The 13,896-nt window shown below is 52.3% G+C and carries 13 protein-coding genes; 10 read left to right on the top strand and 3 right to left on the bottom strand.

Annotated features, from left to right (window positions below; translation table 11 throughout):
• Positions 1–210 precede the first annotated feature (210 nt).
• Both VI01_RS07825 and speA read right to left on the bottom strand, forming a co-directional pair.
• Entirely contained in the window at positions 211–906 is a 696-nt protein-coding gene (locus VI01_RS07825; protein ID WP_045814692.1) for an EAL domain-containing protein, read from the bottom strand.
• A 716-nt stretch (positions 907–1,622) separates the two neighbouring features.
• Positions 1,623–3,602 (bottom strand): biosynthetic arginine decarboxylase, encoded by a 1,980-nt coding sequence (gene speA / locus VI01_RS07830; protein ID WP_045814693.1) that lies wholly within the window; start codon positions 3,600–3,602, stop codon positions 1,623–1,625.
• A gap of 803 nt (positions 3,603–4,405) precedes the next feature.
• Between speA and metK the strand changes: the two genes are divergently transcribed.
• The 10 genes from metK (at position 4,406) to ruvX (ending at position 12,823) form a co-directional block, all read left to right on the top strand.
• Positions 4,406–5,557 carry a methionine adenosyltransferase gene (gene metK / locus VI01_RS07835; protein ID WP_045814694.1) on the top strand — a complete coding sequence of 384 codons (1,152 nt, stop codon included), beginning with the start codon at positions 4,406–4,408 and terminating at the stop codon, positions 5,555–5,557.
• A gap of 292 nt (positions 5,558–5,849) precedes the next feature.
• Positions 5,850–6,245, top strand: a complete 396-nt coding sequence (locus tag VI01_RS07840) for a polymorphic toxin type 44 domain-containing protein (RefSeq protein WP_045814695.1) — start codon at positions 5,850–5,852, stop codon at positions 6,243–6,245.
• On the top strand, positions 6,223–6,606 hold the full coding sequence (locus tag VI01_RS07845) for a hypothetical protein (protein WP_045814696.1): 384 nt from the start codon (positions 6,223–6,225) through the stop codon (positions 6,604–6,606). The genes VI01_RS07840 and VI01_RS07845 overlap by 23 nt, the downstream gene beginning before the upstream one ends.
• Before the next feature lie 525 nt (positions 6,607–7,131).
• Entirely contained in the window at positions 7,132–8,526 is a 1,395-nt protein-coding gene (locus VI01_RS07850) for a sugar porter family MFS transporter (protein WP_045814697.1), read from the top strand.
• Positions 8,527–8,622: 96 nt separating this feature from the next.
• Positions 8,623–9,135: a SprT family zinc-dependent metalloprotease gene (locus VI01_RS07855; RefSeq protein ID WP_045814698.1), complete on the top strand. Its 513-nt coding sequence runs from the start codon at positions 8,623–8,625 to the stop codon at positions 9,133–9,135.
• A gap of 76 nt (positions 9,136–9,211) precedes the next feature.
• Positions 9,212–9,919, top strand: coding sequence for a deoxyribonuclease I (endA, locus tag VI01_RS07860; RefSeq protein ID WP_045814699.1), 708 nt, complete (start codon positions 9,212–9,214; stop codon positions 9,917–9,919).
• 74 nt (positions 9,920–9,993) lie between these two features.
• Positions 9,994–10,725 carry a 16S rRNA (uracil(1498)-N(3))-methyltransferase gene (gene rsmE / locus VI01_RS07865; protein ID WP_038644914.1) on the top strand — a complete coding sequence of 244 codons (732 nt, stop codon included), beginning with the start codon at positions 9,994–9,996 and terminating at the stop codon, positions 10,723–10,725.
• A gap of 91 nt (positions 10,726–10,816) precedes the next feature.
• A complete protein-coding gene (gene gshB / locus VI01_RS07870; RefSeq protein WP_045814700.1) occupies positions 10,817–11,761 on the top strand; it encodes a glutathione synthase in 945 nt (314 codons plus the stop codon).
• 82 nt (positions 11,762–11,843) lie between these two features.
• On the top strand, positions 11,844–12,407 hold the full coding sequence (locus tag VI01_RS07875) for a YqgE/AlgH family protein (protein WP_038644910.1): 564 nt from the start codon (positions 11,844–11,846) through the stop codon (positions 12,405–12,407).
• Positions 12,407–12,823, top strand: coding sequence for a Holliday junction resolvase RuvX (gene ruvX, locus VI01_RS07880; RefSeq protein ID WP_034823268.1), 417 nt, complete (start codon positions 12,407–12,409; stop codon positions 12,821–12,823). The genes VI01_RS07875 and ruvX overlap by 1 nt, the downstream gene beginning before the upstream one ends.
• A gap of 70 nt (positions 12,824–12,893) precedes the next feature.
• Here ruvX and VI01_RS07885 read toward each other — a convergent pair whose 3' ends face one another.
• Positions 12,894–13,886, bottom strand: coding sequence for a type IV pilus twitching motility protein PilT (locus VI01_RS07885; RefSeq protein WP_045814701.1), 993 nt, complete (start codon positions 13,884–13,886; stop codon positions 12,894–12,896).
• Positions 13,887–13,896: the final 10 nt, after the last annotated feature.

The raw sequence follows: 13,896 nt of genomic DNA on the forward strand, positions 1-13,896 counted from the left end.
TCTTGGTCGATTTCATAAAAACTCATGATGAAATCGCGCTGAGCCGAGTTAAGCCTCCATCCCGAGAGAGGGTTGGGTTTATTTTTCAGCGGAACAAAGGGGGAAATGTCTCTATTTTCTAGTGGGCGAGCACAAATCAAGTTGAATGCAACAAACCCATTGTGAGACATTTTATCTGCCCCCGACTGTCCTGGCCGAACCCATGCCAATTCAGGATTGCTTAATAAAATCATTCAGATAGACACTCTGCCAGTGATAGCCTTGCATACCGTAGACTGCTTTGTGCGCGAGCAGGTCGAGGTGTGATTGGCTTTCAACGCCCTCAACAATCACGCCTTTGCATAATTGGTTGAGGTGGCTAAGCAGCGTGTCAAAAATGAGACCGTCGCCAAATTGCCAAAAAAATTCTTTGTCAATCTTGACGATTTCAAATATTCCGCTATCAAGCATGGTCAGATTGGAATAACCCGGACCAAAGTCATCAAGCCATAAAGGGGCGTGTGTCACCTTCGCGACACCTTTTAATATCAGCAGGTCTGCGCTGTTAAAGCGCGCGGTAAAGAAGGCGGATATCTCTAAACGCAACAACGTCAGTTTCGCCAGTTTTTTTTGTATTTCAGCATCTTCGAAAATACCGGCGACGATATCTCTATCCACATTTACACTGACTATCTGATCAAACCCTTTCTGGTATAGCTGAATAATTTTTCCGATCTGGTGGAGGAATAACTGCCATTTCTCGTCAGCAGGAAGCCGACTGAAGAACCCTTCGTCCCTGCAAGGGTTACGCTTATTATTAATATCTGCATCATCTGAGAATCGTGTAAGCAACTCCCATGCAATCAACTCCCCGGTGATGTCGTGAACCGGTTCTAACAAAAAAATGTATTCGGGTTGATTGCTCATTTCACGGTCCCTTCTGCAACTAACTGATACTCCTGAATTGTCAGGATTACTCATGTGAGAGGTAAGGGAAACATCGATAAAACTTAACACCTTAACTGAAGCCTAACGCACACCTTACAGTTTGAAAAATAGATTTTAGTAAATGCCGACCTCAGCTTTAATCGTTTAAAACTATCAATTTCGTGAGTGAATTTCTTTTAATTTCAGATAACGATCAGATAATTCCTAGAAAAATTTAACTTACCGCTAACCTTGACAGATCTAAAAAAATATAAACAATTGATTTTAAATCATAAAAATTAAGTCAACAATTGTGGTAGTTTATTTTTGTCCTAAAATGCAGTTTTTTCTTCTGGAATTAATTAGCTCCAAAAGATTCCAATAAACTCAATTTCTAACCGGTACTATTCAACTCTTAATGTTTAAATTTTGATTATACATTGCAAGAAAAACATAACAGTCAGGCTACCTAATCCTTACGAAATCAGTAGTTAATGGAAGGGTATTAAGACGCGCGACACTGTGTGCTTTTGGCTTAATGAATGAAAATAAAGGAGATAGAAAAGACGTATTTAAAGCGCGAGTTTAAAACGCAAGGTTAAGATTCTTTGAAGATGATCTTCATCACATTTTAAATAAATAAAGAAGGAATAAGAAAATAGAATGGCAGGGGAATGAAACGGGCCCTGACCAGGGCCCGCTAAGCGCATTAACGATTACTCATCTTCGAGATAAGTGTATCCATACAGACCGCTTTCAAACTCTTCGAGGAACTGCGCGCGCAGGTCTTCGTCGATATCATGCTGCCGGGTAACCTGATCGCGGAACAGCGTCATCAAATCGTTCGGGTTCAGCTGCACGTATTGCAGCATGTCCGCCACGGTATCGCCTTCATCTGACAACTGCACTTCTACACTGCCATCCGGGAAGGCAAACACGTCAACCGCTTCGGTATCACCAAACAGGTTGTGCATATTGCCGAGGATTTCCTGATACGCGCCCACCATAAAGAAGCCCAGCATCGGCGGATTATCAATGTCGTACTCTGGCATCGGCATGGTAGTCGCAATACCGTCGCCATCCACGTAGTGATCGATGGTGCCGTCGGAGTCACAGGTGATGTCGAGCAACACCGCACGACGCTGAGGGATCTTGTTCAGCCCTTCCAGCGGCAGCACCGGGAACAGCTGATCGATACCCCATGCATCCGGCATTGACTGGAACAGCGAGAAGTTGACGTAAATCTTATCCGCCATGCGCTCCTGCAATTCATCAATGATTGGACGGTGCGCGCGGTTGCTTGGGTCCAGATGCTGCTGGATATAGTGACAAATGCTCAAATAGAGCTGCTCTGCCCAGGCGCGCTGACCGAGATCATAGGTGCCGGAAGAGTAGCCAGTATGGATATCGAACAAATCCATCTGGCTATCGTGCAGCCATTCACGCAGCGAACGACGGACGTTCGGCTCGTGCATCTCTTGCCAGGTATCCCACAGGCTCTGAATCGGACGCGGTGAATCCACATCCGGTGCCACTGGCGTACTGAATTCGTTGCGCTCAACCCCAATGATGTTGGAGACCAATACGGTGTGGTGCGCCGTCACCGCACGACCTGACTCCGTGATGACCGTTGGATGCTCCAGACCGTTCTCTTCACAGGCATCGCCAATCGCCCAAATCACGTTGTTGGCGTATTCGTTCAGGCCGTAGTTCACCGAACAATCAGACTGCGAACGCGTACCTTCATAATCGACGCCCAAACCGCCGCCGACATCGAAGCATTTGATGTTGACGCCGAGTTTCGCCAGCTCCACATAGAAGCGCGCCGATTCGCGCACGCCGGTGGCGATGTCGCGGATGTTCGACATCTGCGAACCGAGATGGAAATGCAGCAGTTGCAGGCTATCGAGACGACCGGCTTTGCGCATGATGTCCACCAGCTGCAATACCTGCGACGCCGCCAGACCAAATTTAGACTTCTCGCCACCGCTCGACTGCCATTTGCCGGAGCCTTGCGATGCCAGACGCGCACGAATCCCCAAACGCGGGATCACATTCAGGCGTTCCGCCTCTTCCAGCACCAGGCGAACCTCAGTCATCTTCTCGATGACCAGGTAAACTTTGTGACCGAGCTTCTCACCGATCAGCGCCAGGCGAATGTATTCACGGTCTTTGTAGCCGTTGCAGACGATCACGGAACGGGTTTTACCGGCGTGCGCCAGCACTGCCATCAGCTCCGCTTTCGAACCGGCTTCCAGACCCAGTGGTTCACCGGAGTTCACCAGCGACTCGATTACGCGCTTATGCTGGTTAACCTTGATTGGGTAAACCAGGAAGTAGTCACCTTTATAGCCGTAAGATTCGCGCGCACGTTTAAAGGCGGCGTTAATCGAACGCAGGCGATGCTGTAAAATCTGCGGGAAGCAGAACAGCGCAGGCAGACGCTGGCCATCGGCTTCACGCTCTTTGACCAGTTTCGCCAGGTCAACGCGCACTTCCGGCTGATCCGGATCCGGGCACACGCTGATGTGGCCCAGCTCGTTGACGTCATAATAGTTATTACCCCACCAGGCAATATTGTAGGTACGCAGCATTCTGCTTGCTTCCTGATCGTTCATCGCCACCTCCTGCATGGAGCGGAGTACACCCTGTTCGCCAGCTGACGAACCCTTGATATTCTTCATGTCGTCAGACATCGCGAACCTCAATTTTCCGTTGAAATATGAAACAGTTGCCGGGTCTTGCTGTTGTGAGTCCGGGTAAACATTTCCCCATCCTGCTGAGCTCCGATTATCGGGTTGCCGTGCACGTTGCTGACTCTAAGTGTAAAACACCACGCCGCAGTCAGTAAAAAACGGGCCAAAAGCCAACGCTTGTACCGCGTAAGACGAGTGAAACACAGTGACAGAAATGAGGGAATAGCTTAGCCGGCGCTCGTGTCGGGATAATTACCGCAACGCGCAAAACTTCGACGAGAGAAAAGAATAAAACTGGATTGGGATAGGATTGCCAGCGCGCACATAGAGCGCAGTGAACCGGGAAGAAGAGAAGTGTGGTTCATTACTTTTATCACCTCCAACGCCTGCAAACAGCAAACGAGAAACGGCCTGGGTGAAAATCAGAGAACAGCTCTGACGGCGCGACGCACGGTGGCGTCATCCTTTTGTACTGTGGTCGACAGCAGCGGCGTTTTATACAGTCTGCAGGGTGAAAAAGCAAAATCTTTGTCTGGATTCTGTGGAAGGTGTCAGGAATTTCTTCCATCTGCCCACTTGCGTAAACGTGCGGAATCCGAAAAAGCACTGGAAAAGTGCTCACTGTGTGACCTAGAATAGCCGTCCAGATGGTTTTCCATCTAAACTGGTTAACATCCAGGCGGTGTCGGCGAATGCGCCCATACTCCCTACTGCTCGCGGCTTTGCCTGAAGGGGCGTCGAGTTGGCCTGGTCCACTTACGCTATGCAGTCGAATTCAAACCATTTGTAAGGTAAAGAACAGAATGGCTAAACACCTATTTACATCTGAGTCCGTATCAGAAGGACATCCTGATAAAATCGCTGACCAAATTTCCGATGCCGTGTTAGATGCGATCCTCGAACAGGATCCTAAAGCACGCGTGGCCTGCGAAACTTACGTTAAAACCGGTATGGTGCTGGTTGGCGGTGAAATCACCACCAGCGCATGGGTTGATATCGAAGAGATCACCCGTAATACCGTACGTGAAATCGGCTATGTCCATTCCGATATGGGCTTCGATGCAAACTCTTGCGCCGTACTGAGCGCGATTGGCAAGCAGTCTCCTGATATCAACCAGGGCGTTGACCGTAGCGATCCGCTGGAACAGGGCGCAGGCGACCAGGGCCTGATGTTTGGCTATGCCACCAACGAAACAGACGTGCTGATGCCCGCTCCGGTGACCTATGCGCACCGTCTGGTGCAGCGTCAGGCTGAAGTGCGTAAAAGCGGTACACTGCCGTGGTTGCGTCCGGATGCGAAAAGCCAGATCACTTTCCAGTACGATGGCGGCAAAATTGTCGGTATCGATGCGGTTGTACTGTCAACTCAGCACGCTGAAGAAATTTCGACAGCCGATCTGCGTGAAGCGGTGATGGAAGAGATCATCAAGCCGGTACTGCCTGCTGAGTGGGTGAATGCCAGCACCAAATACCACATCAACCCAACCGGTCGCTTTGTGATCGGCGGCCCAATGGGCGACTGCGGTCTGACGGGTCGTAAAATCATCGTTGATACCTACGGCGGTATGGCGCGTCACGGTGGTGGTGCGTTCTCTGGTAAAGACCCGTCTAAAGTTGACCGTTCTGCTGCCTACGCAGCGCGCTATGTCGCGAAAAACATCGTCGCGGCAGGTCTGGCTGACCGTTGCGAAATTCAGGTTTCTTACGCGATTGGCGTGGCTGAGCCAACCTCCATCATGGTGGAAACTTTCGGTACTGAGAAGGTCCCTACCGAACAGCTGACCCTGCTGGTACGTGAGTTCTTCGACCTGCGTCCTTACGGCCTGATTCAGATGATGGACCTGCTGAAACCTATCTACAAAGAGACCGCGGCTTACGGTCACTTTGGTCGCGAACACTTCCCGTGGGAGCAGACGGATAAAGCTGCTCAACTGCGTGAGGCTGCGGGCCTGTAATTTAGCCCGCTTAAGCGAAAAACAAGCCGCTTAAATAGTAATGCCAGTCAGTTAAGTCTGACTGGCATTTTTTTGTTGCTGTCTTCCCAACAGACTCACCATCCAAACTTTCGAGCTAACGTCATTTGTCCGTTTAAAAATGTGACCCGGTGATGGTTCTTCGTACGGACAGGGCCACTCTTTCAGCTAATCCTTAACTGCCCGCAATTGTGCCCGTGGCGACCTTTTATGTTGTTTCTATTTATTACACAATCCCACACTAATAACATGGAAAATGCAAAGGGAGTTGGATATGGCATCACCACCTGGCATTGCCCCCAGCGGCGCAATTCAGATCTTACAAAACAATATGAGAGAAGCACGCAGTCGCGGCTATGGATGCAACATGGCATTGCCGCAAACGTATTACTGGTTCTACCAAAAAGTTCGCAGGCGTGGACCATGGGATTACAAACAATTTGATCCGTACTGGGCCGCATTTGGTAACTTTAACTTTGGTGCGACGGGTACTGCAGCGGGTATTCCAGCTGAGATTTTACTCATGGGAGCCGGATGGGCGCAGTCTCGTGCCGGAACTTCACGTCCTGAATGGGGAAACTGGCGAGGTGGCCCGCCTTATGGTGATGACCCCGAAGACCAACGTGCTATCCGGGAGGGCATCGATTATGCGCGCCAGAACGGTTATTAATGGTATCCACTGGCTACTCACGATCATGCTATTGGCTTTCGTTTGGTTTACTTATCAACCAGATCCCCGCGCGAATGATTCACTTCAGAGTGTGCGGCAGGTCAGTGCGGAACTATGGCTTTACACTACGCAAAACAATGATGGTGGGGCAACAGTGCCAACTGTTTTCCGTTATTACTTTCATAATACAGGCGGCGCCGATGTGAAGGCGCTAAACGCAGAATTCCCATTCCTGACAGGGGGTGGAACAATATCCTCTGTTGCGGTAGATGGCGACAGGATACATGTTGATTACAGCGGTAAGGTATACGGCATGGAAAACAAATCCGGCCCGTACTCCCTGAGTTATTCAATTAATTAACCCCGTCGTTCTCTGTATAGGGTCCGCTTATTGCGTCATGCCAGCCAGTTAAACCTGACTGGCATTTTTTTAACTGCCCGTGCTGTCGACTCATCAAAACTGCAATGGTTTGCCCAACACTCCCTCATGAGTGGGGCTCTTCATGTCTTCTGATACCTCGCCCGTTAACCAGCCAGCACATTTTTCCCCGCCGTCTACACTTCATTTTCTCTGTTTACAACAAAGTGTTAACGATTACATTTTGAAAACCTTTTGTAATCTGTCATTTAGAGAATTTTCAGCGTAGTTATTCGCATTAAAATGCGTTATTTTCAGCGTCGTCTGATAGCCGATATTTAGAGAGATGTCAGAAACTTAAAGGGTGCTATACCTTACTGGTTACGTAACTACTTCAGGCGGAAAATGCTGGATTGCAGGGTTTCAGTGTGTGTAACCGATTACACTGATGTGATCATCCTCACTTTTTTCCGTCGGCAGGTTTCATAACATTGATAAAAACAATGATAGATAAACTTCGGAGGCATTATGCCTGGTAATACTCATAAGAGCAGAACGTCGAACAAGATGATGACCTTGTTTGTCTGCTTCTTAGCGGCTCTGGCCGGCCTGCTATTTGGTCTGGATATCGGCGTTATCGCTGGTGCCCTGCCCTTCATCGCCAAAGATTTCAACGTGACTGCACATGAGCAAGAGTGGATTGTCAGCTCAATGATGTTCGGTGCGGCTGTCGGTGCGATTGGTAGCGGCTGGATGTCTTCACATCTCGGCCGTAAAAAGAGCCTGATGGCGGGTGCGATTCTGTTCGTGATCGGTTCACTGTGGTCAGCCATGGCGGTTAGCCCGGACATGCTGATTGCTGCACGTGTGGTGCTCGGCCTGGCCGTGGGTGTCGCGTCTTACACTGCTCCTCTGTATCTTTCTGAAATCGCACCGGAAAAGATTCGTGGCAGCATGATTTCTCTGTATCAGTTGATGATCACCATCGGTATCCTTGGCGCGTATCTGTCTGATACCGCTTTCAGTGACGCTGGCGCATGGCGCTGGATGCTGGGCATCATCACCATTCCGGCAGTGCTGCTGCTGGTGGGCGTATTCTTCCTGCCAAACAGCCCACGCTGGCTGGCGGCGAAAGGCGATTTCCGCAGTGCAGAACGCGTGCTGGCTCGTCTGCGTGATACCAGCGAACAAGCTAAACGTGAACTGGATGAGATTCGTGAAAGCCTGAAGATCAAACAGTCTGGCTGGCAGCTGTTCCAGAGCAACAGTAACTTCCGCCGTGCGGTGTTCCTGGGTGTGCTGTTGCAGGTGATGCAGCAGTTCACTGGTATGAACGTCATCATGTATTACGCGCCAAAAATCTTTGAGATTGCGGGCTTCGCTAATACCACTCAGCAGATGTGGGGCACCGTCATTGTCGGTCTGGTCAACGTACTGGCGACCTTTATTGCGATTGGCCTGGTGGATCGCTGGGGCCGTAAACCGACGCTGGTGCTGGGCTTCATCGTGATGGCTGCCGGTATGGGTATCCTCGGTACCATGCTGCACATCGGCATCAACTCTGCATCCGCACAGTACTTTGCTGTCGCCATGCTGCTGATGTTCATCGTTGGTTTTGCGATGTCTGCGGGTCCGTTGATCTGGGTACTGTGCTCAGAAATTCAGCCGCTGAAAGGCCGCGATTTTGGTATCACCGTGTCGACCGCAACCAACTGGATTGCCAACATGATCGTCGGTGCCACCTTCCTGACCATGCTCAACACACTGGGCAACGCGCCGACCTTCTGGGTGTACGCAGGTCTGAACGTGTTCTTTATCCTGCTGACCGTGGCGCTGATTCCCGAGACCAAAAACGTCTCGCTGGAACACATTGAGCGCAACCTGATGAAAGGCAAAAAACTGCGCGATATCGGCCAGCAATAAGGTCGATAAGCGATACGAAGGGCTGCCGATTGGCGGCCCTTTTTTTGTGCGTTTCGTCAGGTGCGCATTTGTGCGTACCAGGTTATCCTGCCCGGCATGAAAACACCTCGCCTTCCCATTGCCCTGCAACAAGCCGTGATGCGCTCGTTGCGTCACCATTTGCAGCTCGCCAATGAAAAGCTGGAGCGTCACTATGACGAGCCGAAGCTGGTGTATCAGCAGCGCGGTACCGCTGCCGGTACGGCCTGCCTGGAGAAATGGGAGATTCGCATTAACCCGGTGCTATTGCTGGAGAATCAGCAGGCCTTTGTGGATGAGGTGGTGCCGCACGAGCTGGCGCACCTGCTGGTATGGAAAACCTTTGGTCGCGTGCCGCCGCACGGCAAAGAGTGGAAGTGGATGATGGAGAGCGTGCTCGGCGTTCCCGCGCGTCGTACCCATCAGTTCGAAATCGCCTCGGTGCGCAGCAACACCTTCCCCTATCGCTGCCGCTGTCAGCAGCACCAGCTCACCGTGCGCCGTCACAACCGCGTGTTACGGGGTGAAAGTGAATACCGCTGCGTGCAATGCGGTACTCTGCTTCAACCTGGTGAATTTTCAGCAGGTTAATCCGTTTATCTGATATCCCATCCTGCGCCATTCTGCTACCCTGCCGCCTTTTTACGCATCAGGTAATTTTTGGAATATGTCTCGCAAAACGCTGTTGTTACTCTCCTTATTAGTTGCCCCCATTAGCGCCTTCAGCCTCAGCATTACCCACTACAATCAAAATAACTTCCAGCAGGCCAAAGTGGTCGCCGCGCAGATCAATGCCGATGCCCCGGCAGAATTTTACTGCGGCTGCAAAATCAGCTGGCACGGCAAGAAAGGCGTGCCCGATCTCAGTAGCTGCGGCTACAGCGTCCGTAAAAATACCAATCGCGCTGAACGTATTGAGTGGGAACATGTGATGCCGGCATGGGAGTTCGGCCATCAGCGCCAGTGCTGGCAAAACGGCGGTCGTAAAAACTGCAGTAAAGATGCCGATTATCGCCGCATTGAAAGCGACCTGCATAATCTGCAGCCAGCGATTGGTGAAGTGAATGGCGATCGCAATAATTTCCAGTACAGTCAGTGGAATGGCGGCGACGCGCAATATGGTCAGTGCGCAATGAAAGTCGATTTCAAGCAGAAGCTGGCGCAGCCACCCGAGCGTGCACGCGGCGCCATCGCCCGCACCTACTTCTACATGCGTGACCAGTATCAGCTGCGTCTGTCACGCCAGCAGACTCAGTTGTTTACCGCCTGGAACAAGCAATATCCGGTAAGCCAATGGGAGTGCGAACGCGACAACCGCATCGCGCAGGTGCAGGGAAATCACAATCCCTATGTACAACAGGCTTGCCAGCGCTAAAAGCGCTACCCTACACTAGCTTTTTTCCGATTGGGCCGTGTCCGATGACACGGCATAACGCTGGCAGGAACCGCATGCGCATACCTCGCATTTATCATCCCGAACCTCTTGAAGTTAACAGTGAAGTCTTCCTCGATGAAGATGCCGCTAACCACGTCGGGCGCGTGCTGCGCATGACCGCCGGTCAACAAATTGAGCTGTTTGATGGCAGTAATCTGACTTTTAACGCCGAAATCACCCAGGCTGATAAAAAGCGTGTAAAAGTAAGGGTCCTTGCCAGTCAGCCTGATGACCGTGAATCTCCGCTCCATCTCCATCTTGGGCAGGTGATGTCGCGCGGCGAAAAAATGGAATTCACCATCCAGAAATCGATCGAACTCGGCGTGAACGTGATTACACCCTTGTTTTCGGAGCGCTGCGGCGTAAAGCTGGATGCTGAAAGACTGGCGAAAAAGATTCAGCAATGGCAAAAAATTGCGATTGCCGCCTGCGAACAGTGCGGCCGTAATCGTGTGCCGGAAATCCGTGAAGCGATGACGCTGGAAGCCTGGTGTGCTGAGCAGGAGAGTGGTTTAAAGCTCAATCTGCATCCACGTGCCAGCCACAGTATTAACACCCTGCCACAGCCGGTTGAACGTGTTCGCCTGCTGATTGGTCCGGAAGGTGGTCTCTCAGCAGACGAAATTGCCATGACGGCGCAGCAGGGTTTCACCGATATTTTGTTAGGCCCACGCGTGCTGCGCACAGAAACCACTGCGCTCACGGCCATTACGGCACTTCAGGTGAGGTTTGGTGACCTCGGTTAAGGGATACTTTCGGGTTGTAAAACTACGCACGTGAAAAGCCGCAGCGCTGTCACGGAACGGGGCAAGAAAATCCCCCTTTGAGGAGAGAATAATGATTAAGCTTGGCATCGTTATGGACCCAATTTCGTCCATCAACATTAAAAAAGACACCAGCTTCGCCATGTTGCTGGAAGCACAGCGCCGTGGTTACGAAATTCATTACATGGAGATGGGCGATCTCTCCCTGCGCGGTGGCGTGACCTACGCCCGCACGCGCCTGCTGAGCGTGGAGCAAAACTACGACAAATGGTACGAGTTCGGCAGTGAGCAGGTCATCCCGCTGGCCGATCTCAACGTAGTGCTGATGCGTAAAGATCCGCCGTTCGATACCGAATTCATCTATGCCACCTACCTGCTGGAACGTGCAGAAGAGCAAGGCACATTGATCGTCAACAAACCGCAGAGCCTGCGTGACTGTAACGAGAAGCTTTACACCGCGTGGTTCGCCGACCTGACGCCAGATACGCTGGTGACCCGCAACAAAGAGCAGTTGCGTGCCTTCTGGCAGGAGCACGGTGATGTGATCCTGAAGCCGCTGGACGGTATGGGCGGTGCCTCGATCTTCCGCGTGAAGCAGGACGACCCGAACTTTGGCGTCATCACCGAAACCCTGACCAACCACGGCCAGAACTTCTGCATGGCGCAAAACTATCTGCCAGCGATTAAAGATGGCGATAAACGCGTGCTGGTGGTGGATGGTGAGCCGGTGCCTTACTGCCTGGCGCGTATCCCACAGGGTGGCGAAACCCGTGGTAACCTTGCAGCGGGTGGCCGCGGTGAAGCACGCCCGTTGAGTGATAGCGACTGGGAAATCGCCCGTCGCGTGGGTCCAACGCTGAAAGCTAAAGGGCTGATTTTTGTCGGTCTGGACATCATTGGTGATAAACTCACCGAAGTTAACGTAACCAGCCCAACCTGCGTGCGTGAAATCGAGGCTGCATTCCCGATCTCGATCACCGGCATGCTGATGGATGCCATTGAGAAACGCCTGGGCTGATGTCAACGGCGTGTAAGCGCCGTGAGAACCCAAAACCGACGTGGCTGCGGCCGCGCCGGTTATTTTTGGTATACGAGTGAGAATGAATTTACAGCACCATTTTTTGATTGCGATGCCGTCGCTGCAGGACCCGCTGTTCAAACGCTCGGTGGTGTATATCTGCGAGCACAATGAAGATGGCGCCATGGGCTTGATCGTGAATAAGCCGATGGAAAACCTGACGGTCGAAGGCATTCTGAAGAAACTTAAAATCAGCCCAACAGAACGTGACCCTGCCATTAAGCTGGACAAGCCGGTGTTCGCTGGCGGCCCGCTGGCGGAAGATCGCGGCTTTATCCTGCACTCGGCCCAGAAAATTTACTCTTCCAGTATCCGTATCTCTGATAACACCGTGATCACCACTTCACGGGATGTGCTGGAAGCGATCGGCACCGCAGAACAGCCTGATAACGTGCTGGTAGCGTTAGGTTACTGCGCATGGGAGAAAGATCAGCTGGAGAACGAGCTGTTGGAAAATGCCTGGCTGACCACCCCGGCGAACAGCAATATTCTGTTCCAGACGCCAATCGCCGAACGCTGGCGCGAAGCCGCGCGCAGCATGGGCATTGATATTCATAATATGACCAGCGACGCAGGGCACGCCTGATGGCCAGTGAAACTTTACTGGGCTTCGATTTCGGCACCAAAAGCATCGGCGTGGCTGTTGGCCAGCAGCTGACCGGCACCGCACGCGCTCTGACCGCGCTTAAAGCGCAAGACGGCACACCAGACTGGAAGCTGATTGAGAAGCTACTGAAAGAGTGGCAGCCTGATTACGTGGTGGTGGGCTTGCCGTTGAACATGGACGGCACCGAGCAGCCGTTAACCGATCGCGCCCGCAAGTTCGCCAATCGCATTCATGGCCGATTTGGCGTGCGCGTTGAGCTGCAGGACGAGCGGTTAAGCACCGTGGAAGCGCGCGCCGACCTGTTTGAACGCGGTGGCTTCCGTGCATTGCAGAAAGGTCAGGTCGATTCACAATCGGCGGTGATCATTCTGGAAGACTGGTTCGACACGCATTGAATAAAATCCAGGTGCGCATGAATGCGCACCTGGCAAATCAATCCCGCCCTTTTAATCGACTCACACACACTCAAATCAATCCCGCCTGTTGACGTGCCTGTTCGCTCTGCGCGAACGTCTGCATCCCTGCCTGCGCACCGGTTTGCAGCACGCCAGGCAATTGATGCATCTTGCCCTCGCGGATTAAATTGACCACCGCAGGCGTGGCCACCAGCACCTCGAACAAGCCAATCCGACCGCCATTTTTTGCCGGCACCAAACGCTGTGCCAGCACCGCTTTCAAACTGCCCGCCAGCTGGGTGCGCACCAGGTTTTTTTCCTCGGCAGGAAACACATCCACCAGCCGATCCACCGCTTGCGTGGCACCGCGCGTGTGCAACGTTGCCAGTACCAGATGCCCGGTCTCTGCCGCCGTCAGCGCCAGCCGAATGGTCTCGCTGTCCCGTAGCTCACCCAGCAGAATCACATCCGGGTCTTCGCGCAGCGCCGCTTTCAATCCTTGCTGGAATGACGCCGTGTGTGCGCCCACTTCCCGCTGCTGTATCAACGAGCGCTGGCTGTGATGCACAAACTCAATCGGATCTTCCAGCGTAATAATGTGGCGTGCCTGTTCGCGATTGAGGCTGTCCACCATCGCCGCCAGCGTGGTGGATTTACCGCTGCCGGTGGCACCCGTGATTAAGATCAGCCCCTCTTCCAGCTGCAACAATTGCTGTGCCACATCGGGCAGTTGCAACTGGTTGATGTTGGGTGCCTGGCTGGCAATCAAGCGCAGCGCCAGCGATAAACCGTGGCGCTGCATAAACAGGTTGGCACGCAAACGCACGCCGCTTTCCAGGGTGATGGCAAAATCAACGTGCCCGCTCGCTTCCAGCTCATCCTGCTGCACGCCGCTGAGCCACTGTTGCAAGAAGGTTTCCAGCCAGTCACCATCCAATGCGGTTTGATGTGGGATCGGCTCCAGCACGCCTTGCCGTCGCCAGTGCGGTAAATGTCCGCTGCAAAGGTGCAGATCGGCGGCGTTATGCTTTACACTAAGGGCCACAACTTCATCCAAATCCATTTAACTTCTC

The organism is Pantoea sp. SM3, from assembly GCF_000963995.1.
GTDB classification, from domain to species: domain Bacteria; phylum Pseudomonadota; class Gammaproteobacteria; order Enterobacterales; family Enterobacteriaceae; genus Pantoea; species Pantoea rwandensis_B.